The 24,701-nt window shown below is 41.5% G+C and carries 25 protein-coding genes; 4 read left to right on the top strand and 21 right to left on the bottom strand.

What is annotated here, in order from left to right; translation table 11 throughout:
• The 3 genes from PSF42_RS12295 to PSF42_RS12305 are packed head-to-tail and all read right to left on the bottom strand — an operon-like array spanning window position 1 to window position 2,894.
• Window positions 1–279, bottom strand: a complete 279-nt coding sequence (locus PSF42_RS12295; protein ID WP_272680082.1) for a phage holin family protein — start codon at window positions 277–279, stop codon at window positions 1–3.
• Window positions 266–658: a putative holin gene (locus PSF42_RS12300; protein WP_004253793.1), complete on the bottom strand. Its 393-nt coding sequence runs from the start codon at window positions 656–658 to the stop codon at window positions 266–268. The genes PSF42_RS12295 and PSF42_RS12300 overlap by 14 nt, the downstream gene beginning before the upstream one ends.
• Before the next feature lie 58 nt (window positions 659–716).
• Window positions 717–2,894, bottom strand: coding sequence for a hypothetical protein (locus PSF42_RS12305; protein WP_272680083.1), 2,178 nt, complete (start codon window positions 2,892–2,894; stop codon window positions 717–719).
• A 148-nt stretch (window positions 2,895–3,042) separates the two neighbouring features.
• Here PSF42_RS12305 and PSF42_RS12310 point away from each other — a divergent pair, with 148 nt between their 5' ends.
• From PSF42_RS12310 to PSF42_RS12325, 4 genes are all read left to right on the top strand, one after another.
• Window positions 3,043–3,294, top strand: a complete 252-nt coding sequence (locus tag PSF42_RS12310) for a hypothetical protein (RefSeq protein ID WP_272680084.1) — start codon at window positions 3,043–3,045, stop codon at window positions 3,292–3,294.
• Between the two features lie 199 nt (window positions 3,295–3,493).
• Window positions 3,494–3,766, top strand: a complete 273-nt coding sequence (locus tag PSF42_RS12315) for a hypothetical protein (RefSeq protein WP_051489892.1) — start codon at window positions 3,494–3,496, stop codon at window positions 3,764–3,766.
• A gap of 16 nt (window positions 3,767–3,782) precedes the next feature.
• Window positions 3,783–4,637, top strand: coding sequence for a hypothetical protein (locus tag PSF42_RS12320; protein ID WP_272680086.1), 855 nt, complete (start codon window positions 3,783–3,785; stop codon window positions 4,635–4,637).
• 298 nt (window positions 4,638–4,935) lie between these two features.
• Window positions 4,936–5,649 carry a Rha family transcriptional regulator gene (locus PSF42_RS12325; RefSeq protein WP_272680087.1) on the top strand — a complete coding sequence of 238 codons (714 nt, stop codon included), beginning with the start codon at window positions 4,936–4,938 and terminating at the stop codon, window positions 5,647–5,649.
• Window positions 5,650–5,708: 59 nt separating this feature from the next.
• Here PSF42_RS12325 and PSF42_RS12330 read toward each other — a convergent pair whose 3' ends face one another.
• The 18 genes from PSF42_RS12330 to PSF42_RS12415 all read right to left on the bottom strand — a co-directional run bounded on the left by PSF42_RS12330 (window position 5,709) and on the right by PSF42_RS12415 (window position 24,692).
• Window positions 5,709–6,095 carry a lipoprotein gene (locus PSF42_RS12330; protein ID WP_206086618.1) on the bottom strand — a complete coding sequence of 129 codons (387 nt, stop codon included), beginning with the start codon at window positions 6,093–6,095 and terminating at the stop codon, window positions 5,709–5,711.
• 9 nt (window positions 6,096–6,104) lie between these two features.
• A complete protein-coding gene (locus tag PSF42_RS12335; RefSeq protein WP_206086617.1) occupies window positions 6,105–9,467 on the bottom strand; it encodes a hypothetical protein in 3,363 nt (1,120 codons plus the stop codon).
• A 2-nt stretch (window positions 9,468–9,469) separates the two neighbouring features.
• Window positions 9,470–12,502, bottom strand: a complete 3,033-nt coding sequence (locus PSF42_RS12340; RefSeq protein ID WP_272680088.1) for a hypothetical protein — start codon at window positions 12,500–12,502, stop codon at window positions 9,470–9,472.
• Window positions 12,503–12,512: 10 nt separating this feature from the next.
• On the bottom strand, window positions 12,513–13,088 hold the full coding sequence (locus PSF42_RS12345) for a hypothetical protein (protein WP_272680089.1): 576 nt from the start codon (window positions 13,086–13,088) through the stop codon (window positions 12,513–12,515).
• A complete protein-coding gene (locus tag PSF42_RS12350) occupies window positions 13,088–13,582 on the bottom strand; it encodes a hypothetical protein (RefSeq protein WP_272680090.1) in 495 nt (164 codons plus the stop codon). The genes PSF42_RS12345 and PSF42_RS12350 overlap by 1 nt, the downstream gene beginning before the upstream one ends.
• A complete protein-coding gene (locus PSF42_RS12355) occupies window positions 13,566–16,022 on the bottom strand; it encodes a hypothetical protein (protein WP_272680091.1) in 2,457 nt (818 codons plus the stop codon). Before PSF42_RS12355 ends, PSF42_RS12350 begins: the two co-directional genes overlap by 17 nt.
• Window positions 16,022–16,627 (bottom strand): hypothetical protein, encoded by a 606-nt coding sequence (locus PSF42_RS12360; protein ID WP_195697190.1) that lies wholly within the window; start codon window positions 16,625–16,627, stop codon window positions 16,022–16,024. The genes PSF42_RS12355 and PSF42_RS12360 overlap by 1 nt, the downstream gene beginning before the upstream one ends.
• Window positions 16,627–16,938 carry a capsid staple protein gene (gene gp10 / locus PSF42_RS12365; RefSeq protein WP_164528787.1) on the bottom strand — a complete coding sequence of 104 codons (312 nt, stop codon included), beginning with the start codon at window positions 16,936–16,938 and terminating at the stop codon, window positions 16,627–16,629. The genes PSF42_RS12360 and gp10 overlap by 1 nt, the downstream gene beginning before the upstream one ends.
• Window positions 16,939–16,989: 51 nt before the next feature.
• On the bottom strand, window positions 16,990–17,331 hold the full coding sequence (locus PSF42_RS12370) for a hypothetical protein (RefSeq protein WP_272680092.1): 342 nt from the start codon (window positions 17,329–17,331) through the stop codon (window positions 16,990–16,992).
• 8 nt (window positions 17,332–17,339) lie between these two features.
• Complete coding sequence (locus PSF42_RS12375; protein ID WP_272680093.1) at window positions 17,340–17,771, bottom strand: Bbp16 family capsid cement protein; 432 nt, start codon at window positions 17,769–17,771, stop codon at window positions 17,340–17,342.
• A gap of 64 nt (window positions 17,772–17,835) precedes the next feature.
• Window positions 17,836–18,825 carry a major capsid protein gene (locus PSF42_RS12380; protein WP_196723580.1) on the bottom strand — a complete coding sequence of 330 codons (990 nt, stop codon included), beginning with the start codon at window positions 18,823–18,825 and terminating at the stop codon, window positions 17,836–17,838.
• A gap of 17 nt (window positions 18,826–18,842) precedes the next feature.
• Window positions 18,843–19,517: a peptidase gene (locus PSF42_RS12385; RefSeq protein ID WP_272680094.1), complete on the bottom strand. Its 675-nt coding sequence runs from the start codon at window positions 19,515–19,517 to the stop codon at window positions 18,843–18,845.
• Window positions 19,514–19,837, bottom strand: a complete 324-nt coding sequence (locus tag PSF42_RS12390) for a Bbp19 family protein (RefSeq protein WP_272680095.1) — start codon at window positions 19,835–19,837, stop codon at window positions 19,514–19,516. The genes PSF42_RS12385 and PSF42_RS12390 overlap by 4 nt, the downstream gene beginning before the upstream one ends.
• Window positions 19,834–21,486, bottom strand: a complete 1,653-nt coding sequence (locus PSF42_RS12395) for a portal protein (protein WP_272680096.1) — start codon at window positions 21,484–21,486, stop codon at window positions 19,834–19,836. Before PSF42_RS12395 ends, PSF42_RS12390 begins: the two co-directional genes overlap by 4 nt.
• 15 nt (window positions 21,487–21,501) lie before the next feature.
• Window positions 21,502–21,717, bottom strand: coding sequence for a hypothetical protein (locus PSF42_RS12400; protein ID WP_004253720.1), 216 nt, complete (start codon window positions 21,715–21,717; stop codon window positions 21,502–21,504).
• 196 nt (window positions 21,718–21,913) lie between these two features.
• Entirely contained in the window at window positions 21,914–23,395 is a 1,482-nt protein-coding gene (locus tag PSF42_RS12405; protein ID WP_272680097.1) for a terminase, read from the bottom strand.
• Window positions 23,392–23,952 carry a terminase small subunit gene (locus PSF42_RS12410; protein ID WP_442959226.1) on the bottom strand — a complete coding sequence of 187 codons (561 nt, stop codon included), beginning with the start codon at window positions 23,950–23,952 and terminating at the stop codon, window positions 23,392–23,394. Before PSF42_RS12410 ends, PSF42_RS12405 begins: the two co-directional genes overlap by 4 nt.
• A gap of 44 nt (window positions 23,953–23,996) precedes the next feature.
• On the bottom strand, window positions 23,997–24,692 hold the full coding sequence (locus tag PSF42_RS12415; RefSeq protein ID WP_272680099.1) for a hypothetical protein: 696 nt from the start codon (window positions 24,690–24,692) through the stop codon (window positions 23,997–23,999).
• Between the last annotated feature and the right edge of the window lie 9 nt (window positions 24,693–24,701).

Raw genomic sequence — 24,701 nt, forward strand, 5'->3', positions numbered from 1 at the left:
TCACCCCACTTTTTTAATTAACTGCATGACATTGCCGCGCTTAGCAAACAACGCAGCACAAAGAAATAAATTAGGAATTAAGTTTTGAATACCTGCTTGATAGCTAGGATCAAGATAAGAATAGACTGGTACCGATGCTGAATACCCTAAAAATGCATAAGCCAGCCAACCACCAAGCTTGCTGTAGCCTTTGCCATCTCTCACAAAATAAAGACCACGAAAGAACATAACTAAACAAACAATGGCATTGGTGATGAGCATTAATTTATCGTACGTCATGGCCGTTACCTCCTTTCGGAATATCAGCTTTCTTGTACAGTTTGATACTTAATTTTACAGAGAGAAGAGAGGCAACGAAAGCCCCAAGAGCGTCAAGACTATCAATGTTATACGCATCAGGTTTAACACCAATCAACCCGGTCATTGAAACGAAGATAGTAGCGAATGGACTAAAGAATAGTAAGCCAGCACCAAGGCTGAGAATAGCGAATACTGAACGGATAGCGAAAGAGAATTCTGTTGCTGCTGTAGTGAAGTAAATAGCGCCGAGAATGGCCCCCATAACAACCTCAGGAGGCAATCCTGAAAAGTAACCTAGAAAGGATGCAAGGCTTAGGCCTGTAACCGTTGTGGCATTTTCATTCATGTGTAGCACCATGGTTGAGAAATAACCATGATACTACAGCATAAAAAGATAAACAAAAAACCATGTAAAGTTAGTTTGATAGCAAATAATTTCCATTTGTAATCGAAATAACTTTTACTAATTTCACTTCCCCCGCAGCTGGAACCACATCGATGTAATTAGTTGAGTTGTTAATTGTCCCCATCGATTTTGCAACTTGGAAACGCGCTCTTTTTGATCCATTGCCGCCGTGTACATAAAAAGACATCTCTATATTCGATGTATTGCTGTATGTGGATGCTGGCAACCGGATAGTTAAAACAGAGCTTATCTCAGACAAATCGATAGCTGCTGTATCAAGCAAGTTTGGAACTAACAGATCACTTTTAGCGTGAATGATATCATTTTTATTTATCACGCTATTTCCATCCGAAGCAGAGATTAGCGTATCAGATGACAGAGGGAAATCATGAAATATTAAATCTCGTTGAATTATCATTTTACTGCCGTTTGCAGCCGTAAAAATTTTGGGTGAACTAACACTACTAAATACCGTAATAACACCGATTTGCTTGGCAGCCCCTGGTGATGCACCGTTTATTCTAAATATAGAATCTATTGATGTTGAGCCAATCGTATGTATATTACCGAATTTCACGTTTTGAGCCTGAACATACATAGTGCGATTACATCCAATCGCTTGCCAACCGTCAACTAATAAGTCACTGATAGGATAAGTTCCATCATTGCGACGAATATCTGTTGATATTGCAGAAAAGCCGCAGCCTTTTGATACTCCACCGCCAGTTATTGAGCCAAACTCGATATTTTCACCAAGCGTAGGCCCTCTGTATGTTTCATATAATCCGCCAACAACAAACCCGGATGCGCCTTTGTTGATATTCGGTGACGATGTTCCGACTCCTTTGAAGTGGCCTCCAATTGCCTTCGCTACATCATGCCCAGATAAGTAATACGTATTTCCCTTGCTACCACACAACTCATCAGTGGTGCAATTTTCAATAATGATTGACCCTTTCAAATCTTTTACATATGAATGTATGCCCTTCCCACAATTAAATGCTCTGTGATTAAAAATATATCCAGAGCCTGTGCCTGTGTGCGTATTTGTATCGAAGTTTTCACGGCCGATAAGGATACTTGCACCATTTGTATTAAATACATCAACATTATGTAAGTCAGGTAAGTCCTTCAAAAATAGCAATGCAGAGCCTTTTCCATCTTCTCTATCGTTATTGTTTACGTTGACAATTAGACGACCATTTCCTCCCATCTCGATCTTGTCTGTAAAGACAATTGGCGTGTCAATTTTAGATGTAATTGATAGCTCTGTAGTTGTGTTGATATCAATATGCTTGTTACCGCTGATAACAATTTGCTCTGTTATGCTCAGTGGCTCACCTTCGAACGAACAAACTTTACCACTTAAAATCCCACGTAATTTATCATTGTCATTTATGTATTTTTTTACGTGCGGAAATTGAGATAATAACGGTGGAACCTTTGATGATTCCGCAATGTCTGATGCTTTTTCACCAGCAATGACTACTTGGCTGTCATCTTTTGCTAATTGATTCAGCACATCTACCGCACTACCACTAGCAGGAACAACAACAATAGGATTACCTTCTTCATCAAAAGTCAGAACGTTACCAGCTCGTTCACTGGACTTTGGTAATACTGCAATATCCATATCATCAACACGCAAAGTGCGCTTTTCTTTTTTCAATATCGTACTGTTAACGCCTTCAATTTCATCTTTCAGTGTGCCTAAATCAACCGCATCACTATCACGCTTAGGCTTGCCAAGGTTAGCAATACGGTAGCCTTTGGCATCGAACCAGTTAGCTAGAATGCTTGGACGCTTTAAGTATAGCGACCCGAGGCTTCCCCAAATGCGTTGTAAAATCATGGTGAGGTAGTCAAATGCATCCTCGTGCGTTTCAGCAAGGAACTTACTTTGATTGCGGAATGAGGTTTCTTGTGTGATTGGAATATCACGGGCGATGCTAATTTTATGCCCGTTGGCAAGTGGTTTAGTTAAGATTACCTTTCCACCAGCCGACTTATTAGCGCCTGTTACTGTGTAGTCAGTGCCTAAACGCAAGGTTACAACGTTATCCCCGTCAGCATCTGAAGTGATAACACTCAATTGGTTTGCTTTAAAAATCCTGAACTTATAATCAAAATCGGTTGTTACACCGTTTCCTGTATATTCATTACTGCTGATTTCAGTTGAAACAGTCATGGCTATTCTCCACTCGGTTACGTTGGTGTATGATAGCCATTAAAATTCATTAACGGAATATTGTTTACCTTTAAACATAAAAAGATAAACATCCTTGGTGTTTTTTTCGGTTACTGTAAAAGACTCACACATAAGATAGGTGATTAATATGAAAGATGTAATTAATTTCCCAGCACCAGAAAATTACGCAGAAAAAGTTAATACAGAAACTGGAATAAAGGAGTTGATGAGTAAATCGAACGTTGAAGAACTACTAAGAAAACTGGATAGTGAAGGATGTGACGTTAGCGCGGCACTCATTGAAATTACAGCAATGATGAATTACATAAATCTGAGTTTTAAGGTTAAAGATAATATAATTACCCACATTGATTACATACGGGAAGAGTTAAATAAATAACCATATATGAATAATTGAAGCACCTATGCGGAGGTGCTTTTCTTTTAATGGGAGATATTTCTCTCATAAAGTTAACATAAAGTTTAGCTATCTGATAAATATGTGTATACTTAACTTACTTAACCCGACAGGTTAATTACTTTGCGCCGCCTAGATAACACTTTTACGCTACAGTCATAATAGTGTTAAGGAGGTAATTATGAGTATCCTTAGCTATATTTTTAATAATACAAAAAAGACTTCTTTACTTGGTGATGATATGAGAAAAAAAACAAGCAACTCATTGATTGGAAGAGCAGCTGTAAGAAATAGTCTTCGCCGAGACTCTAAAACTGATAATAATCAGAAAATGAATGCTTATATTAGAGTAGGCAGACAAGGTTCTGTGCATATCCCGTCAAGCGAGATAGCAGAACTGCCAGAAGTTAAAGAAATGCAACGCATGGCTATGCGCATTGTCACAGGGAAATAATAAACAAGGATAGATTTTGTTAGCCCTTCTGCTTATTCCAATTTTGGTTAGCGGTTATATTTTAGTAATCGCTAACCCTTATCACTACTACCGATTACATACTCATGATGGACAACTTTTATATCTAAAGGTTGCGTCCCTCGGTACATTAAGCTTGATTGCATCTGTCGCGATCGCAGTGCTAATTAAGTTTACAATACCTCAGTTTCATTTGGTTGATTTGCTAGTTAAAAACTTTTCAATAACGGGCGAACCAAAAAATGACCGTGTGTATGCCTGGCTGATACTACTTTCCTTTTCTTCAATATTAATTTCTCTATGTTACGTTTTAATCGTATGGGTTAAAAATTTAATCCGTGGATGTGAATACCAAAGAAAACATAAAAATGTTTATGGGAAAGTCAGACAAGCGAAAAACGCGAGGGTTTTGAAAAAAACCATACCAACTGGAACTATGGACTCAATGCTATTAGAAGCTTTAGAGTCAAATCCAAAGCGTTCAATATTGATCAATCTATCATCTAGAAAGGTTTATGTTGGCATTATTAACGGACTATCAGACCCTAATGAAAAAGAAGGTCCGAATAAATACATTTCGTTCTTCCCTCTTATGTCCGGATATCGAGACAAGGATACTCTTCTAGTTGATTTTACTAACGTATACCCAACAGAAAGGGTTGTTAAACTTGCTCCAACAGTCAAAGGAACAAAAACCATATCAACCACGGATCTGGATATAATCGTTTCTTCTGATGAGATATCCCATATTTCTTGGTTTGATTTTGAAATATTTAATAGTACAAATAACTCAGTAAAATCAAAGGGTGAGAAAAATAACAATAGCAAAAAGGTAAACAAAAAGTTTATTTGACTTTTAATTAGATAAACAATTTGGTAATTTACATCTTCTAAATTTTGCGCCATAGTGAATATACACCAGAAAAATCTGGTGTCGGGATTGGCGTCCTGAATTTACTAATAGGTGCATATACCGCGCTAGCGGTTTTTTTATATGCAGAGTACGGCTACATCTTCTCAATGGTGAGCTGTGCGGGGGCATCGAAAGATGCGCCAGTATCCTATTAGGCTGGTACGCCAACCCCGTACAGTTCACCACCATCAATTGGCGTTGGTAGTGGTGATATTCCAAACTAATAGGAGTATCCATTATGGCTAGTCAATTACCTATCAATTTAAATCCTGAAATTGTTGTTAACTCTAAAGGTCAAGCTGTCACCTCTTCCCAATCAGTTGCTGCATTCTTCGTTAAACGTCACGATGATGTATTAAAAAAAATACGCAACCTAGACTGCTCAACGGAATTTCATAACCGCAATTTTGCGGAGATGTTCATTGACTTGAAAATAGGCAATGGCGCCAAAAGAAAAAGTCCATATTATCAAATGACTAAGAATGGATTTGTTTTTTTAGTAATGGGATTCACTGGTAAGCAAGCTGCCCTATTCAAAGAATCATATATTGCAGAATTCGACAGAATGGAATCAGAGTTAGCAGCTAAACGTTACGATGTGTTAGGCAATGCTAGCACCACTAATAAAGCTGACCTGATCGCGCTGGTGGATGAATTACAGAAAGTTATCCATGAGGGTGAGTTTATTCCTGCAGGCCATGCCCTACCAGAATATAGCTTCCCTAAAACCCGTAAGCCTCGTTCTCGCATTCTTGAGGACTTCATTAACAACCCTAAAGAAGATGTGCTCCACCAGCTTGTAGCATGGCTTAAGAAAGATGGTCATAACATGGAAGATGCCGAACGTGTATTAATGCACATTCGTGATTGCATGATGGATATGGCTAAGGCTATCAATACCATTCAAACCCACGCGCAGTATATTGATTCAACTGTTAGTAAGTTACTGTAGAAATAATGAAGCCCCTTGCGAGGGGCTTTTAGTTAATCTTCAATATGCTAATTTAGTTATCAATATGACTTACAATTATTACCTTTCCATCTGATCCCATCGATAGTTCCTGAGCGATTAAATTCAACAAACACTGCGCAACTAAAGGTTATTGGGTATCCTCCAGTAGTTGTAGCATAGGTTGTAGAACTATATCTGTTACCATATACATTACCAATAGTGTTATACGTTGTATCCGTAGGTGTAACAAAAGTTCCACTATTTGAATAAACATATACCCTATTACCATTTGGAGCGGTCATTTCATTCGATGGGTATCCCCAAGAATCAATAAGGCTATCAATGTTTTTCCCCATCCAAGAATCCATGTTACGTTGAAACTTTGCTTCCGTTTGACACCCAGATAGAACAGCAACAATAAAAACAGTCGCAAATAATTTTTTCATTACTTTTCCTTACTTCAATTGTTCTTCAACTTTATCTAATAATGGCGATATAAAAAAAAGGTTTTGAAAAGGCGCTGTTCGCCTAGTAGCCCTTACCTCTCTATCTTCAAACTCACCATTTAACACACCGCTAGTTATAGTGTGAATATCACCCGCTAAATCAAAAGTTGGCCCCAAAAAATTACCTAAAGTATTGCGGCTTTGATAGCGTGATGCTGGTGGGCCACCAAATAAAGCGCTCATCCCATATGCACCACCACTGAATGTTTCTACCATATTGTTGGGTTCACTTAACCACCCCATCATTCCCGACCAATCTAAACCTTCTTTCACTAGATTCGCTGGATCTGTATTAATATCACGCCCAGCAAGCATTGATTTAAGAACATAGACAAGTGACCCAAGGGATATCTGTAATAATGCACCATAATAGAATGATGCATCACCCGACTGAATGCCAGAAACTAAAGATCTATTATGGGCGGCAAAGAAGAAAGTTTTAAACTGCATCACAATTTTACCCACTTCTTTACTCATAAATAACGGTGTATCACCAATGCCTGGTGTGATTACGGTCGTTCTAACATCTTTCAATACCGCAGCTTGGAAAGTTTCACGTACTACACGATCGTCCCACAGGTGACTATGGCCCGTTAACATGCCGTCTAAATCTTCACCGTGCTTTGAATATTGCTGAGCGATACGCTCTAACATGTTTTTATCAACTCCAAGATGCGCCAGCTTTTTAATTTCTTTGCTGCTTAATGCATTACCAGCCGCAACTTCTTGTGCAGCTCTGAGTATCTTTGATTGCGTTACAACACCAGTCCACATCTTCATTGTGTCTGTATATTGATTCATCAATGTGAAATTACCGAACTTTTGTGAGGACCATTCTAAACCTCGTTCAATAAAAGTGCGGCGAGCGTAGGGATCGTTAAGGTCAGCAATAACTTTAGAACGGCTAGATAACGCATATTCAAGGCCAATCCCCATTTCACGCAAATCCGCTTTGGCAATCTTCATTGCGCTAATGTCGGTTAACATTTTACCCAATGGCTTTAATGCGCTACGCAAACCATGCTGCATGATCGGTCTGGCCATATCTGGCAATGATGAAATTGTCATGCCACCTAGCAAGCGCAAAAAATTAACATGACGAGCAATACGACCAGCCCTAACAAAGAAACTTGATGGATCTTTAGGTGCGCCATAGGTGCCTAATAATCTGTCACGCATAGCGCGAATATCTTCTAAATCAGCATCTCTTCTAACTTCTAACTTGCTTCGCTCTTTCGCTGTTTTAGCCTCTGAAATTAACGTGTTGTAATCATTAGTAATGGCTTTAATTTGCGCGTCCATATCTACACGCCCAAACTGAGCTGTAAGCTCTATTTCTGGTGCAACCTGACGGACATAATTTTCCATTACATAATTAACATCTGACTCTAAAAAGTCTTTAATGCGCTCATCGGGAATATTTAACGTACGTGATTTTGTAAAACCTGCACGCTTTGTTAAACCATCAGGGATCAGCTCACTGGGTACGATGCCAGATGGTGCGCCTATAATTTTATTAATAATATCATCCGCGGCTGCTTCAACCTCTTCACGCGCTAATGGCTCCATTCTACGCAATGCCGCATGACGCCGATTATCAAAGCGGGTCAGTGAATTAGCTTTGCGTGTTAATTGGCGATATTCATTTCTGAACTGGCGTGGTTTGTCTAGAATGTCTAAAGAACGCTGATAAGAAGCTAATTTATTTTCAGCCTCTTCAATGCGAACCAGCTTGCGTTCTAGTTGTTCCAGCTTTTTAGTTGGCTTTTTTGTTTTTCGCTTTTCAATTTCGGCTGAAACAATTTCTTTTTCCGCAACTAATTTGCGGTTTTTCTCTATTTCATCTATCAGTAGTAGTTTCTTACCAGACCATCGTTCAGCTTCTTTTATTTCAGCACTTAATTTTTCTGCCTGTGGTGCTGAGGCTCTGGCCTGTTCTATTCCTGCGTCTGCTTTCGCTAGGCTAGATTCAGCTTTATACACTGTACGCTGGTTCATTTCTTGCAACCAATCTGCAATAATTGTTTTAAACTGAGTTCTGTCACTGAGTATTTTGTCAAACTTATAAATGCGTGGGAAATAGCTTTCAGCCGTTGATACAGTTACCCCCTCACGCAAAATACCAAGCTCAACCATGCGATCCTTAGTTTTCTCAACAATAGGGCGAACGGATCTCGCTGCTTCCGCAACTTCTGGTATTACATGGCGATCACCATTACGCATAGCATCACCAACTTGCTCACTAAACTCATATAAACTTAAACGACCACCATCTCTATCTTTCGCATTTTTTCTGTATAATCGCCAAAAATCTTTTGTCGATTCTGATTGTTTATATACTAAAGCTTCATACCCACGAACTTTGGTTTCTACCGCTGTAAAAGAAGCAATTCCTTCATCATTTTTAGCAAATGTAAAATTATTTTCTGCCAATTGCTGATTAATTTGCCGTGCTGTTTTTGATGGGGATTGAGCAACACGGCCAACAGGACTAACATTCATTGTTTTGTTAATAAATGATGGACCTTTCAATGTTTCTTGCTCCAGCGTGGTATCAGGAACTTCCATTGCACCTACACTAGTATTATTAGGAGTATTTTGTTGTACCGTCTGCTGCTCGCCTAACACATCGTTTTTAAACTTACTGACTATCTGTCCTCTATTTTTAACCAACTGAGCCGCCGAGCCAAGCAAGCCACCTAACATAGCGTCAAACGTTACGTTTAATGCACTTTCTTCAAGCGTTCTAGTTTCTTGGGTTGCCGATAATGCAACTTCTGAGGCAACGCCACCGATGGCGTTAGCACCTGCGAATTGGGCAGATGTAGCTAAAATACTTCCCCCTCTAACCAAATTGGTTAGAGGAAGCCCCATCGCCATAACGTTGACAGGATCGATGCTACCTGCATATATGCTGGAAAGTACGCCCGCAATACCCGACTCACTAACAAATTTCTTAGTATTCCTTTGTTTGTCTATTCTTTGCTTTATAGCTGAGGTTTCTTCTGGTGACTTAGAGTGAAGAAATGACCATGCAAAATCTTCATACCCCATTAGCGTACGATCATCATCAAATGGGTTATAACCTTCTTGTTCTTCGAACTGATTAAAAGGCATCATGGCTATTAAGCTACCTACAGAATTATCTATTTGAAAAGCTGCATGTCTTAATTTTGTACCTTTATCACTCATAGGATTCAGTGCATCGAATACGCTTGTTTCATCACTATCACCATATTTAGGCTCAGGCTGGCTGATTGAGATAGTTTCAGCGCCCATGATATCTTCATTATTCATTTCATAAATAGGCATTTTTACTCCCTATCAAACATAGTGTTAAGTGTATTCGTTAACCCATAGTCAATTGGCTCTTGCTTAGTATTTCCGTCTAATGTATTCCTAGCATCAACTACCTCTTGGTACGTTTTTTGTCTTTTATCCATAACTTCACGGTACATTGGTGATGATGATTGTTCTGGCTTAAACCTAAGAGGCAATCCGTTATCGCCTAAAAATTGAATATATATAGGTCTTTTATCACTACCAACCTGCTTAATCTGAATAGAATAACTAGAATCTCTTGCTGTTATCGCATCGGGAACTAAAATAAACTGAGCATCATCAGGCATTCCGCCGAACACTTTCGTTTTAAGTTGTTTTTGCTCTTCACGCCATTGACCTATGATCCAGTTACCAGCACCACTTTCATTGATGCCGTAAACCGCCTCAGGCGCATAACGCATAACCTCATCTTTGCCATTGATACTAGTAACCCCCCACATTGTCTTTATTTGTGCATCTGTATTTATCTTGGCTAATTCATGATCACCTCCTGTTTTGTCAAAGTTAGCATCATAAAGTACAAAGTAATCTCTTTTATATTCATTGTTATTTATACTTGGCTTATCAATACTAGGTGACGTCCATCCCCCCATAGCAAAGAAGCTATTGATATTACCTTGTGCTGCTTTTTCTCTGGCATTCTCGTATTTTTTACCGCTCTTCATTTCAGATAACATTTTTTTAGTCATGTCATTCTGTTCATAGGTATCTTTGTAAGCTATTTCTAAAGCTTCTTTTCCATCCATACCTGCACGAGTCAGACTATATATTTTACCATAGTAAGCCATGGCATCACTTGATAGCTCCTTTACGGCAGAGGATCTATTATCAAATATTTGCCCATACATTTTAGCCATTGGAATGACTAATTCAGGATTCTTAGATGTTGAACCAATCACCAGTTTTGATTTAATTTGTGAAGGAATAATTCCCGTACGACTAGATACTTCAACTACTGCATTTAAACTATTCTCATCACGAATATTAAATGATGATTCGATGTTGTTAGTAAAATAGTTGTCAGCAGCATCTTGATTATCTTTATCATTAGGATCTAACGGGAAGTTATTTTGTATGGATAATTGAAAGCGGTTAGCAGAAAACACTTTGTCCTGTGCTTTAATATTATCATCGACGAACTTACTGAACTTCTCCCAACGCTGCATTTTGCTTGCATAATTGGTTTCTGACTCATGAGGCATAATACTATCACGTAATGAACGTTGAGCCTGTGGTGTCATACCTTTAGCGCCTGATATTAGCCCTGCATAGCGTTTTGCCTCTCGCATATCAGCTATCATTGCCGTACCTTTTTCATAACCGAAAGCAGAAATGATAGTTTTTTCAGCTGGAGCATTTGGAGCATCTAACCCCCTTTCCCACGCTGCGAAACTATCTGCCAAAGCTGTCCCTAACTGTTCCTGCTCCTGCTGCTGTCGTTCTTTGTCCATCAGTGACGCTTGTTTTATATATTTAGCCTGATCAGAAGCATCCAAGGCATTGAAGGCAACTGAACCAGTTAAACGCTTAGAGGCTTGTGGCGAATCTGGTAAGCTAACCAAACCTAATGCTGATTGTATACCAGAAGATAAATCATTTGATGATAGCTTAGCGACTTCATCTTTACCGTTCTCTTGAATCATAATAGCCATTGACAGACGCGTTAACGTATCCAAGTCAGTTAGGTCAAGAACAGTATCACGAGGTACGTTAAGATAATCAGACACGAATTTAATATAACCTTCTGTATCATTATTATCCTCAGGCGGCGCCCAACGAGTAATAATCTGCTCAGGCGTTACATACCCCTGCCTAGCGTATGACAGCAAGTTTTTGCCTGTAGCCCTGATGCCGTGTGCTGGCGTAGCGAAGGTAACAAAAGAACCATCATTGCCTGTTTGCCCTACCCAAACATCCTTTGATTTTCTAATGTTACCTGGGTTGTTATTTCGGACACCAAGCGCCCCACTTCCATTTTTGGTATAAGTTTTTTCTTGCTGATTATGCAGGCTTTCTGCATATGCCGTTGCATCATCGGGATTATCAAAAACACCTAAATGGTTTCCTGTTTCCTCAAAGAGTGCTATCGCTTCATCATCAGAAAGCAAGCGACCATCATCACTGACAGTTGGAATTAATACTTCGCCCTGGTCAGTGCCAATTGAAATAGTTCTGACAGTGCTAATTGAACCATCTTTATTTTTAACAGTTGGCCTGTTAAGTAAATTGATATTACCCTGCTCAATCATTCCTTGCGTGGAACCAACCGAACCACCGTAATACGTTGATGAACGGCTAATACCACCATTATCTGACGGCTCTCCGTTCTGCTGCATAAACTGCATGTAATCAGAACCTATCTGATTTTCAATGGCTCTCTTGGCTGTGGCTGTTTTAAATTCTTGTTTCTTAGCTAGAATCTGCTCATCACTCCAACCATGCGAAAACCCAAACTCTTCTATTTGTTGGAATACTTGTTTGTTTGCTGATAGATAAGCATTGTTATCACCATACAAATTAGCGGCTGATTCAGCATTAATATCCAGCGTTGCTTGGAATTGGTCTTGTTCATAAACTTGAATTTGCCCCAATTCATGCTTATTAGCCTGAGAGCTAAACTGTAAACGCATTTCTTTTGCTTGCTGTGCGAACATGCTTTTGATCGCATCATCCTGCAACGTTCCTGCTATTTCACCAGCGGCACTATCAAATGCTTGCTCAAACTCATAACCTTTACCAATAGCATTCTTACCCTGCATTGCAAGTAATCCATTGCGCGGATCGTTCATCAATTCATTGGCTTTCTGTCTAAGCTGCAATGAGGCATCTTGTGCCAGCGCCACATTAGCCCGTTGCTTCGCTTCAGCAAATACACCAGCATATTGCTCAGTAACTTGACCAAAACCCGATCCGAAATGCTCAGGGCTGGATTGAACGTTAAGGCCATTATTTGGTAGAGGTGATGAACTAAACTGTTGTTCTTTATACGTTGGTACTGTTGGCATATGTCACCCCTTAAAATACAAAACGGTTGGTACCGCTTTTCTTAGCAATATCAAACATATTGTTACTTGAACTACCACCAGCCGCCGCGCCAGATGTACCAGAGAACGGATCCCATGTACCACCAGCCAATTGATATGCGCCATATGCTTTAATTGGTGCTGTTAATAATGTTGTAGCAGCGCCAAAATTACCCTCACGGCGTGCCATTTTTCCCTGCAGTCTGTCATTAGCTGCTTGCATACGTAAGCCGTACGCTTCACGACTCGCATTATTAACTAACGTTAATGCGTCTAACTCACCCATTGCCGCAGTATCGCCGAACATATCAAGGGAACCCGCTGAACTTAAATCAAGTCCACTCGCTGACATTGCCGCCGCTTGTGAGCCTGCTAATTGCCGTGTACGTGAACGTTGTTTCTCTGCCTCGGCATTACCACGATTAATAGCATCGTTTGCTGCTTGCTCGTTCTGTCGTGCGTTTTGGTTAGCTACATCAGCATTAAATTTACCAGATTGATACTGTCCATAAGCTTGCATACCTGCAGAGGCTAAAACACCGACCGCTAAAATCTCTGGTGAGCACATTATTTCGCCCTCGCATTCATCGTGAATTTATGAAACGGATAATTAAGCGCACCAATGGGCTGTGCATCTTCTAGTTTGAACCCTAGCCAATGCAGCCACGCTTTAGCAATGTAATTGCGCTCATCAACGTAATTAAGCAGTTCCGGATAGATTTGTAGCATTAGGCCAACGAACGGCTTACAGCGGCGTAGAAAGGCTTTTTGGTGCTTCTCTAAAATATCTGAGCCAACCAACCAAGGAATGCCAACGCCACCGATAATTGACGCAGGCGACACGCCAAAGATAGCCGCTACCTCACCATTGAAAATAGCGGTCCATGATTTTGTAGATAGGTTAATGCCTGAGGCCAAAACCTCCTCAGGCGTTGATAGGTCCAATGCATAGAATTCATCAATATCAGCCTGTCTAACATGCGGTATCAATGCCTGTGCGTGCTCTAATGTTGCAGGTATAATTTGAACAATACTCCTTGCCATATTAGAAGCCCCCCACATCTAAGCGCGGTATTGCAGCGAGGATTGATAAAGGTAATGGATCTGACTGCCTGACATACACACGGCCGTTTTTGCTCCACTGCGCATCAAGGTTAATTTCTACTACGCCAGTGGCATCATCAACCGGGTTATCGTAAAACTCGAATTCACGCTGGGCATATTCATATAACCGGTCTTTTTCGGTACCGGCCCATATACCACGACTTGAATTAACAATAAGGCTTGCAACCTTAACCAGTTTCTTTTTGTCGAGTAACGTTTCTTGCCCGTTGATATGAATATCTAAGGTTTCCATATCGCTAACATACGGTAGACCAATGTGAACCACTACGGCAGGTTCTTCTAATGACACGGCACCACCAGATACCTTTTGCTGAGGCAATACATTTGCATCGGCTAGAATGCTGGTGGTTTTACCTTCAATATGCTGTAAACCTTCAAAACGGAAACGAGCAAAGCCCCATTCGCTTAACGGCTTATCCTGTAGCAATTCAGGCACATCACGATTAGGCGTTACTCGCACTGCATGAGTATTAATAAACTCAGTAATTTCACAACGTAACGTTTTGTTTTCATCGTCTTCAAAGTAAGGCAAGTGAATAGCATTACCGATATCGCTATCTTTAAAAATGGCATTGCTGGCGGTTAAGGCAATATCACCTTCGTACGTCCAATTATCGACTGTAGTTAGATGTACAGTGCTTGATTCATCTTTATTTCTGCCGTCATAACTTAGGCCAGAATCAACAAAGAAAGCATCCTCTGTTTTGGTAAATAGACGACTACTTAAGCGCTCTATGTAACGTACGGTACCGCCACCAACTTTGCGGCACACAATGAAATAAACTGCATCCTCATTACCTTCACTGATACTGCAGGTTGATTCAAATTGCCCGTCTGTATCTTGTGGCGCCCAAGCAAATACTTGCTGCTCCCTGAGGTACGTCAATGAAAGCAATTTACCATCGTCACGAATACACCAGGCTATTGAGTAAGGAACGATAGAAAACGCCCAATCAATAATTTGGTGGCGTTGAAATAGGTGATTCGCCATGATGGTTAAATCAGTGCCTTGATATCCATCAACGTCGAATGAATACGCAAGGTCACGCACTGCGCTACCTTTTTCTTGGATGTACAAAGCAATATTGGCAACGGCAATAGGTGGAACATCGCTACAGCCATTGGCACCTTGCGAGGAAAAAGAGAAACTACTAGGCGTTAATACTTTGTTCTGATCCCCAGTGATTTGATACTCACCACCTGAGGTTAAGGCCACCAGCGAACCCACATCAATTAAATGACGAATTTCATTAACTTGTCGCCCTGCATAGGTGTAGATGATACGGTCATCATCTTGTATGGGGTTATTCTTGCCAAAGTCTTTGTAGTCCCCACTACGGCTAGCCCAAATAGTTTGTGGGTAAGCGCGAGAACCAGCAAAAAATAAGCGCTGCTGATAATACATAACGGTGCTTGGGTAGCCGTCTACATCATTCCAAACCGAACGAGCCCACTTGTACGTAGCGTTTTCTTCACCAACGGCATTTGATGGAATGTATGAAACAACCTTACCCGTTGCTGTTAATCCATCAGTACTAACAGAATTGATTTTAACGATGCCAAAACCACTGTGAAGATACTCCCACTGAATACCCGCATCACCGCCCCAACCATCCCAACTCATACCTTCTGTATGTGATGGCCTTAATGTTCCGCTTTTACCTGCAGTATTAGCTCGGTAGTAATTAGCACCTGCACGGCGTTGATCATTAACGTTAGTCGTCTTGTTTGTTTCCCACACAGGAACAGCATCAACCGCCTGCTGCTCTATATAAATTTGCTTTCCAACAAACTCAGCGCCAAAAATATTATGAGTTGCGGTTAACGTCACCTCGCCAGTGCTAGTGCTAACGTAAACCTTTCGCTCTTTATCAACATTGATATCTTCAAACGGACCATTACGAGTTTCAACGGGTACCAGCCTCCAATCGTCATGATCATAACGCTGTAGTTCCATTGGTGGATAATCAGCATGTACGATAGTCATTACGTCCGCTGACTGTGTGAATTTTAAATTGAATAAGTCAGATTCGTTATAAGGTGTTGCAAGTTCGAATATTTCACCTTTATGCTCACCATCTGCATAAAGTACCTGTCCGCCGTCTTTAATGACGCGCATGTACTTATCACCCATTTCAAGGGCGTATGTTTGCACTGTGCTGAACTGGAACGGGATCAGGCGGCATTTCTTGTTAGGGTATTTTGCCGCCGCAATAAACTTAGTTCCTGGTCTATTTTCAATGCCGCCATATTGACGCACAAGAAAGTTTTCACACTTACGTAAAGCGGTAGAGTATTTTGCTAGATCAATTCGCCCATAAAGGCTAGGTGCAATTTCACCACCAGAAAAACTCGGTTGAATGATGCTATAAGCCATTACGATAACCTCGCTTCGGTGAATGGATCCATGTAATCGTTAGGCTCTGATGATTCATCAAGAGAGTGAGCGCCAGCGTTAGCAATCGACATTGTGTACATCTGAAATGCTTCATTGCCGATACCAGCGTTAGATGCCAATGGGCGTGCTAGTTCGCCAGCTAAACGCCATGCCAGTGCATCAATAAATAATGAGTCGAACATATTCACATCAGTGACTGACGCAGTGTATTGAAGCCACGCTTGCGGTTGGTCGCAATAAATCAGTTTTCCTGTGCCGTCAGCATCTGAACCCACCAGAAAATTAATTGCATTATGTGGCTGAGGATATTTCTGGCCAGATTGAATAATGGCTACTGCCTTTAAACAGTCGGTTGGGTAGCTATAGGCAAATTTCCAGTCTGGTGGCGGGTTGTTGGTATCAGCCAAAGCAACGCGCTTGCTGGCAAAGTTCCACGGGAAATCAGAGAGCGTAGTATCGCGGCAATGATTGAAGTGTAAATTGCATTGTTCAGCCTCTTTGCTCTTTTCGCTAAGGCTGTTAATGAATCGGCTATTACCAATACGGCTAAGCGCTAAGTTACAGATTTCAATTTCTGAGGCCATTATTCACCCCCATCAAATAAAACATCTGCTGCTGATTTAGTATCACCTGAGCCTAAGGCCAGATCCGTTATCTGCAAATCAACTGATGTTGTTTTTTTGCCTTCACGCTCATCGGTACGTTTAGATTTAATTTTGGCTATACCAGACAATTCAATTGATTCGCCAACATCAGGGATAGTTGCGCCTAACTTTTCTAACGTTTCATTGTCCAGATAGAGAGTTAGGCCGTAAGGATATTCATCACGTGTTTCGCTCTCACCTTTGGAATTCTCAAAAGTTTCTGTGCTAATTTTTAAGTTGACCATTTTCATTGCCTGCATCTCCAAAAGAAAAAGGGGCTTTCGCCCCCTTTAACGCGAAAGTTAAATCGCTAATTCTTTACGTCTTTCATCTATCGCGGTGCGCATTTTATCTGCACCCATATTGTGATGAGGTGCTTTGCCAAATAGCTGTGTGTACTGTTCGCGCAAAGCTTCAAGGCTAGAATCGACCGTATCGCCTGAGCCACTAATAGCGGTATTGGTTGCAACCTCACCAGTATCACCACCAGCCCCATCAACCAAAGCGCCAGTATCAGGTTTAGCATCATCACCACCAATCAACTTTAAGTTGCTGCCAGCAATACCGCTGTATTCAACCTCTTCACCAACTTCAAGCAGACGACCAGCGATAAATGATTTTTTCAAAACTCTATATCGTGACATGTCACACCTTAATTAGTTACGGCGGTATAAGTAGGATGAGCATCAACGTTAAGTACGATACCCGCTGTAAACTTACCTGCAGTTAATGGACCATCTGTGACAACGTAACGCAGGCGCAGATACTTAATAACACCATGCGGAACGGTACCGATAATCCGCTTACCTGCGTTCAGGTCTGCAATTGGCATAGCAAATGACTGGAAGATGGCAACAGGCGTTGTAAACGCTTTGTCTGCTGATGTTTCCAATACGATTTGTACTTTTGCTTCACCTGCAGCCGTTGCCTGCTCGGTAACCTGTGCAAACAGCTGCAATGGCTCACCAATACCGATATCACGGAAATCACCTTTAACTGGCGTTAGGTCAATGATACTGGTTGCAGTCGCTGATGCGGTCACTGCTTGGTCGAGAGAAAATAGGTTTTCTTTATCTAAAATCATGTTGCGAACTCCCAACAAAATTAAGTTAGCGGTACCCATTCAGGTACCGCACAATAGGCCAGCCTTACTTAGCGACCACCTGATCCTCAGTTGTGAGAATTGCATCAGTGCGGCGCACAGGGATTTCATCAAAAGAAACAACCTTCTTTCCTGCAACTTCTTGCATAGAAATATTGACGTTCTTTGAGTTTTTAATCTGGCGGCGCATCCAGCTACGAACCTGCTGATTGCAATAGAAAACAGGTTTACCCATAGACAGATTAGGGATTTTCTCAATCGCCTGAATCAGTAAATCAGGCAGGTCGATAGCCCCTGTTGCCTCTGGATCTTTGGTTAACTTAGACAGGTCAACGTTAGCGATACGAACCACATAACGCCAATCGCGCATTGTTAGGCCGTTTTCCCATTTAAAATGAGAGCGATAACCTTGATACTTAGCGTTATTTTCATCGACCAGTGTGACTTCGCCCAAGTTCTGCTGTTCAAGACCAGCTTTAGAACCTTTAGGATAAATACCATGAATGGTATTCTGTCCCCACACCACTAACCAGATAGAGGTTAAATTGCTACCAGTGCCACCAGCATCAATGATGTTAACGGCGTTCTTAGCACTAAGATCATTAAAGCGAGCGGACAAGCCAGTAAAGCGCTGAGGGTGAATGCTTGTATCACCGTAAAAAAGAGTTTCAGCCATTTGCTGGTTCATGGATTCAATGAACGCTTGCGCTTCTGACAATAAAAACTCACTAGTATTCCCATTTAAATCAGCCAGCTTTTTATCTACTTCTGAGTAGGTTTCCAGCATACCAATGGTATCTGTAACTTGCGCAGTTGTTGACTTGCTTGGTGGTACACCGTAGTTCAACAAACGCCAAGTTGCCGATGGTAAACCAGTGCGGACAGTTGTACGGTGACCTGTAGGCAAGTTACCTTCTGCAAACACCATATCATCAAGAATTTCGTTAGACTGATTGAGCAGTTCAACGATCTTCGCCTGCTTACTGTTTGGGTCTTGGCGCTTAGCCCAATCAGTTAAAGTTAAAGCTTGAGGCATAATTTATCTCCTATACCTTATTTACTATCACCAAAGAGAACATCCGCAGTACTGCGAGCGTTTTCACTGCTGCCACTAACAAAACCGTCCTCAGACATGGCCTTGCCAATCTTTGAAAAAACACGGACAAGCTCGGGGTGATTACCTAAGCCTGTTTCAACCAGATAACTTTTAAGTTCAGGTGAACCGAATTGATCCAACGCCTTTTGTGCATTACCAATCGATTCTGTAGAGCCAAGTCCTTCCTTATCTGCGTTGACTGTTTCAGCCCAACCAGTTACTTGCTTCTGCCATTCATCGGCTTGCTGCTTAACCAGTTGCGGCATGATCGTAGAGCCGTACACATCAACAATCTTTTGCGCCTGTTCGTTACTTAAACCAAGTTCACGCGCGATAGGCTCAAACGCTGCTACAGCTTCTTTATCAAGCTCTTGGTCTTTACCAGCCGTAAATTCATACTTTTCAGGTGCAGCACTTACAGGCTTCTTGTCATCACCTTTTGGCTCAATATTGGCCTTATCATCAGTCTTACTAGGCTCTGTACCTGCAGGCGCTGGAGTATCACCATTTGCTGGCGCATCTTGTTTTGCTGGTGCTGGCTCTTGCGCTGGCGCACCGCCGCCACCTTCACCGCCATCAACTGAAACCTCATTACAAAGGCGACGAAACAGTAAGCGTTGAAATAAATTCATTGATTGTTCTCCTGTTCTTTGGCTTCTTCTGCCATGAGTAGATATTGCTCAGCGCAGAATTCCATAACATCACTTAATAGCATCAACCCCTGATTACGAGCGCCTTCGTTAAAAGCTGTAACATACGGGTCATTAGTAAATGAAATATCGAAAACACCACATGAGCTAGTGATCCGCCAAACAAAGCGTCGACCAGCTTCTGTGCTCATTATTTGCTTGATGTCCTCTATATCGCGTTCTCTTTTGAGTTTTTCTTTAAGCTCTAAATCAGCCTGAATCTCCGCCTTTTCCTCATCGGTGTAATCATCAAACTGTGTCATTGGCCACCACCAGCAAGCGCAGCTAAGGCGCTGTTATCATCCATTGGCGTATTACCAAGTGCCTGAGCGCCAGCAACAGCCTCTTGTGCCATTTGCATTTGTTGCATCTGCTGTTGTTGCTCTGCACGCTGCTGGCGAACAGCGGATACTTGGTCATTTGATGAAACGATAGTTGGTGAAACACCGATTGATTCAGCGTAGTTATCAATAATTTCGTCAGTGTTTAGCTTGTCTAGCGCTTCTGGTTTCAGTTTTGCTAAACCGCCAACAAAGCCCACGAAACGCTCAACACTGTTAACACCGACTGATTTCTGCGCTTGCGCCATCACAGAGATGTATTCAACCTTAAGTTGCATACCCTGCATTTCTTCTGGCGGTACGGGTAATAGGTTTTTACGCGCCATGATTGCGAACGTACGATTAATTAACTTGTCGAGCAGTTCAGAATCTAAACGCTGCAATACAGGCCCTAACATGAGTAGCTTTTCTTCACGCATTTCAATTACCGCCTCAACTGGCATTGAGCGCGTATTAACATTAGCCATCATCATGAAAAGGTCAGAGAAATAGGCCTCTTTGATTTGATTACGTGTATCACCAATATCAGCAATTAAGCCGTTAATGTCGGCTTGCACTTGAAATATCGGTTTAATCATCTGGTCAGCGCCAGCCATTGGTAAGTAAGTTATTCCACCCGGCACAAGAGAAATGCGCTGATTCTTAATTGATGCGGGCGCTTGCATCGGTGGATTGGTAACTTTATCAATCTGCTGTGCTTTGCGGCGCTGTAATAGCTGCAATGCTTTAACGCTACCTAATGCAATCATGCCGGGACAAGAAGAGCCGTAGACGTCCTCACCGTTCACTTCCCATCGTGGCGCCATAATAGGGAATTCATCAAAGCCAGATTCCCGTAGAACGCGTTCACTATCGCCGCCCATTTCAAAGTAAACGGATTTAAATAGCTTGTTCTTAGCGTCCAGCTTGCCGCTGATGCGGTTTAAATTTGGGTAGACTGAATGAATAACAGTAATCCATTGGCTATAGTTGCCAGAGTCCCACAAGCTTTTGACCTGCTCACTCACATTGTCTAGCCCGAACTCCATTACCAGTTGACGCACTGTCATGCTGAATTCACGGAAACAAGTGTCTACGGTTAAGTCAGGACCATTCGCAATGTAATAGCTACCGATAGGAAAAGGCACTGTACGAATAACACGCTCGTTATCTTCCAACACAGCTAATGCGCTGGTGGCAAAGGTGCCAATGTCGGAATAAGTTTGCGGCAGTGACTGATAAATATTTGAACGGTTGAACACTTCATTCATGCGCTGCTCAACGACTTCAAGCCACATCTTTACAGGGCTGTAGTTCATCATGTCAGGGTCTGGCGTAGCCAAACGGAACCACTTACGGGCAGGGCTAGTAATCCCTGACATCATGCCACTTGATAAGGTACGCTCTGATTTAGCCGCTTCTTGGTCGATGATTTTCGTATTACGTCTATCACCGCGATTAACTTCTGATGTGTTAAAACGAGTGCTACGAGGGCGCGTATACTCTGCAAGCTCTTTCCAGTGAGGCTCAAATGATTGGCGCTCATTCTTAAGCTGTGAGAGTTGTTTTAATAAATCCTGTTTTAAACTCATACCGCCCCCGTTAGGTTACTGACCAAGTAGCGTTTTACCGCTGGTTGATGCTGCATTGGTTGTACCTTGCGCACCTGTTAGTAATGTTGACTTACGACCAGCGGCAGCGCGGCGGCGGCGTAGTTCTTCATCACGCGAACCGACTACAGCCTCGTCCTGTTCTTGTGGTGCTGCCTGAACTGGTGGAGGGGTTTTAATCTTGGGAGTGCCACCTAGGATATTTCCGCACATATAACACCTCAATAAAATAAACAATAATATACTTTATGATTTATTGTATATCTTATTTGACAAATATAAAACCAAGATATACATTTTGGTTATCGGTCGTTAGTCGGATGTTCCTTTGCAATACGCTCGTTAGTCCAGTGACTTTCCTTTGATTAGCTTTTTGCCCTCGCTGTGAGGGCTTTTTTTTGCCTGTTAGTTAGGCATAAGGATCGTAATCAGCATCACTAACAACGTTACTGCCCTGACTAGATGTAGAAATGTTGTGGCGTTCTTTTTTGGTGACTGGGTAAGCAAATGTTAACGCTAGCGCATCGCCTTTATTTGGTGAGCGTCCAATACGTTTTTTTATATCCTCTTTCTTTTCAAGCAAAATTTTACCGCTAAGCTGTACTTTGTACTCTGGTGTTGATAAATCATCAGCCACCTCCTGATCGTCAATAGCCCCACCTATCTTGAGCCATGACTTAACATTGTTGTACATTTCACCGCGCTTGTTCTGCATTTGCGGATCTGTTGATGCACCATTGAATGATACAAGCTGCCAATTTCGTCCCCAATTCATACCAACAGATTGAATTCCAGTACCGTAACCAAAGTCGATATGAACAGCATCAGCACCGTACTGATCCTCATAGTCAGCAATGCGCTTTGCCATAATCACATCATCAATAGTTTTACTACCTGTCCATAGGCATTTGCTGTGTAACCCTTGACGCAAATAAATAACGGCATCATCATCACCTGAATATGCAGGGTCAACGCCTATGATAATTGGTGCGTGTGATACCTCTGCTTGTGTTACTGTGCGCTTCATGGCTGCATCAGTTAGGCCAGTAGGTATAAATTGCTTTTCAGATGTAGATGGGAAAATACCGCGAACACGCACCTTAACAAAGTCATCATCAACACCGTAGTCTTGAATCCATTTATCAATCTGCTCTTTGTTGGTACCTTCAACCGTGCGGCTATCAATCTGCTTAGTTTTCCAACGGTGCTTAAACTTACGGAAACACTCACGGAAACGCCCTGTGTTACGTGTCGGGTTACCAAATGCTATCCAAATGATTTCTGTATTCTCATCCGTCAAAGCCCCTTCAGCTACTTCCCATACTAGATCCGCAATGTTAGAGGCTTCATCGAAAATCAGAATGATGCGCTTGCCTTGGTTGTGTAGCCCTGCGAATGCTTCCGTATTGTTCTCCGACCATGGCACAGCATCAGCACGCCAAGCATTAGCATGATTAGGGTCATTGGAGTAGATAGCTGTTTTGGTGCATGTAAACCAGTCCTTGGTGATAGATAGGCGCTGCCACTTGGCAATTTCTGGCCATGTTTTAGTGCGTAGCTGGTTTTCTGTATTGGCAGTGACAACCACTTTACAATCTTCGCAGGTATCCATGCCCCACTTAATAAGCATTGATATACAAGCACTCTTCCCAATACCGTGACCTGATGCTACAGATATCAATAGTGGCTGAAATCGTGTCTCAGGATTGCGTAGATGCGCCCCTATATCATTCAATGTATCAGCTTGCCATTGGCGAGGCCCATTAGCATTTTCAAGTTCGGTGCCAGCTTCACCCCAAGGAAATGCGTAGAGCGCATAGCTTAACGGGTCATGCGTAAACATGCCGATATCGTTAATTAGCTGTTCTTCTGGTGATAGGGTATCAATCATTGCTCACCACCAGCGGCACGCTTACGGGCTGCTGCCAACTTATCAGCAAGGGAAATAGTTACATCGACCTGATAGCGCTCACGGAATGCGTTAACGTCAACGTGCTTACCGACCATTTCAAGCACACGCAACTTATCTAACAGCTTCACTTTCTTGACTGTTACACGCTCATCAATGACGGCTATTTCGAATGCATTAATACTTTTGCGCCATACTGCAGGCCAATCTTTAATTGGCTTAATATCGCCAGTATTAGTGAGTATGTCGGCAATATCCGCATCAAGCATATTAACTAATCGCTCTAATACGCTATCAGCATCTAGCTTCTTGCGCTTATTACGCTGTTGCATGAGCTGTGCGATACGGTCAATGACGCGCGGGTCTTTCATAAGTTGTGATGCACGCTTACAGGCGCTAACTTCGGCATAGCCTGCTGCTAGCGCTGCATTAGTTTGATTATCAGGAGCTTTAATATATTCCTGACAGAAGCGCTCCATTTGAGCGTTAAGCGGTGTAGGTTTTCTGGCTGGTGGCTTACGTGGTTTCTTTGCGGTCATAATCATCACCTCTACGGTTATTATGACCAACTAAAAGATAACATTCAAACCTTATTATATTCACTTAATTCCTTTAGGTTAAGGGAGTCCTTTATTTTAAGTAAGTCATTAAGCATCTGTTCTATACCAAAATTAAACTTAAGGCTTTTTATCTCAGAATACTTTCTAAAACGCTCTTCCTCTAGCAAGTAAACAAATACATGAAAGAGCCTTTCAATCTCAATATATATATTATATATAGACCTTAAATCATGTAGGCACTTCCCATCTATTCTTGCTGCTTCGAATATATAACTATAAAAAATATCAGCTTTAATGAACCAAAAATTAGTTGCATCAACTACTTTATTGTCTTTATCTTTAAACTCAAAAAAATATTGTTCATTTCTTTTTTCGTAATTAAAGCTAACTATTGCACCATCAGCATCATTGTTGATAATCTGCAAGTATTTTCTTATAAATACCTCGACCTCATCAATGAATATTCCATTTATAATGTTCATCCCTACAATATTTCTCTCTTTAGTATTCCTAACCTCCTCCTCTAACCTTTCTCTTTGTTCTCTATAATTTTTTCTAGCTTCAATTAAAGACTCTTCAGACAACTTATTTGATTTCTCATTTTGTCTTAAAGATTTACGTGTATATCTGATTGTTATAAGACTCACCAAACCAGTAAACAATAATGACAAAACGGCGACAAATAGCGCCCAATCCATATTTTCTATCCACTCGCCCATTTCTATATA

This window comes from Providencia sp. PROV032 (genome assembly GCF_028484875.1).
Taxonomy (GTDB): Bacteria; Pseudomonadota; Gammaproteobacteria; order Enterobacterales; family Enterobacteriaceae; genus Providencia; species Providencia rettgeri_E.

Coding starts and splice junctions, on each gene's coding strand:
- PSF42_RS12295 (WP_272680082.1), bottom strand. CDS start 279: ATGACGTACGATAAATTAATGCTCATCACCAATGCCATTGTTTGTTTA.
- PSF42_RS12300 (WP_004253793.1), bottom strand. CDS start 658: ATGGTGCTACACATGAATGAAAATGCCACAACGGTTACAGGCCTAAGC.
- PSF42_RS12305 (WP_272680083.1), bottom strand. CDS start 2,894: ATGACTGTTTCAACTGAAATCAGCAGTAATGAATATACAGGAAACGGT.
- PSF42_RS12310 (WP_272680084.1), top strand. CDS start 3,043: ATGAAAGATGTAATTAATTTCCCAGCACCAGAAAATTACGCAGAAAAA.
- PSF42_RS12315 (WP_051489892.1), top strand. CDS start 3,494: ATGAGTATCCTTAGCTATATTTTTAATAATACAAAAAAGACTTCTTTA.
- PSF42_RS12325 (WP_272680087.1), top strand. CDS start 4,936: ATGGCTAGTCAATTACCTATCAATTTAAATCCTGAAATTGTTGTTAAC.
- PSF42_RS12330 (WP_206086618.1), bottom strand. CDS start 6,095: ATGAAAAAATTATTTGCGACTGTTTTTATTGTTGCTGTTCTATCTGGG.
- PSF42_RS12335 (WP_206086617.1), bottom strand. CDS start 9,467: ATGCCTATTTATGAAATGAATAATGAAGATATCATGGGCGCTGAAACT.
- PSF42_RS12340 (WP_272680088.1), bottom strand. CDS start 12,502: ATGCCAACAGTACCAACGTATAAAGAACAACAGTTTAGTTCATCACCT.
- PSF42_RS12345 (WP_272680089.1), bottom strand. CDS start 13,088: ATGTGCTCACCAGAGATTTTAGCGGTCGGTGTTTTAGCCTCTGCAGGT.
- PSF42_RS12350 (WP_272680090.1), bottom strand. CDS start 13,582: ATGTGGGGGGCTTCTAATATGGCAAGGAGTATTGTTCAAATTATACCT.
- PSF42_RS12355 (WP_272680091.1), bottom strand. CDS start 16,022: ATGGCTTATAGCATCATTCAACCGAGTTTTTCTGGTGGTGAAATTGCA.
- PSF42_RS12360 (WP_195697190.1), bottom strand. CDS start 16,627: ATGGCCTCAGAAATTGAAATCTGTAACTTAGCGCTTAGCCGTATTGGT.
- gp10 (WP_164528787.1), bottom strand. CDS start 16,938: ATGAAAATGGTCAACTTAAAAATTAGCACAGAAACTTTTGAGAATTCC.
- PSF42_RS12370 (WP_272680092.1), bottom strand. CDS start 17,331: ATGTCACGATATAGAGTTTTGAAAAAATCATTTATCGCTGGTCGTCTG.
- PSF42_RS12375 (WP_272680093.1), bottom strand. CDS start 17,771: ATGATTTTAGATAAAGAAAACCTATTTTCTCTCGACCAAGCAGTGACC.
- PSF42_RS12380 (WP_196723580.1), bottom strand. CDS start 18,825: ATGCCTCAAGCTTTAACTTTAACTGATTGGGCTAAGCGCCAAGACCCA.
- PSF42_RS12385 (WP_272680094.1), bottom strand. CDS start 19,517: ATGAATTTATTTCAACGCTTACTGTTTCGTCGCCTTTGTAATGAGGTT.
- PSF42_RS12390 (WP_272680095.1), bottom strand. CDS start 19,837: ATGACACAGTTTGATGATTACACCGATGAGGAAAAGGCGGAGATTCAG.
- PSF42_RS12395 (WP_272680096.1), bottom strand. CDS start 21,486: ATGAGTTTAAAACAGGATTTATTAAAACAACTCTCACAGCTTAAGAAT.
- PSF42_RS12400 (WP_004253720.1), bottom strand. CDS start 21,717: ATGTGCGGAAATATCCTAGGTGGCACTCCCAAGATTAAAACCCCTCCA.
- PSF42_RS12405 (WP_272680097.1), bottom strand. CDS start 23,395: ATGATTGATACCCTATCACCAGAAGAACAGCTAATTAACGATATCGGC.
- PSF42_RS12410 (WP_442959226.1), bottom strand. CDS start 23,952: ATGACCGCAAAGAAACCACGTAAGCCACCAGCCAGAAAACCTACACCG.
- PSF42_RS12415 (WP_272680099.1), bottom strand. CDS start 24,692: ATGGGCGAGTGGATAGAAAATATGGATTGGGCGCTATTTGTCGCCGTT.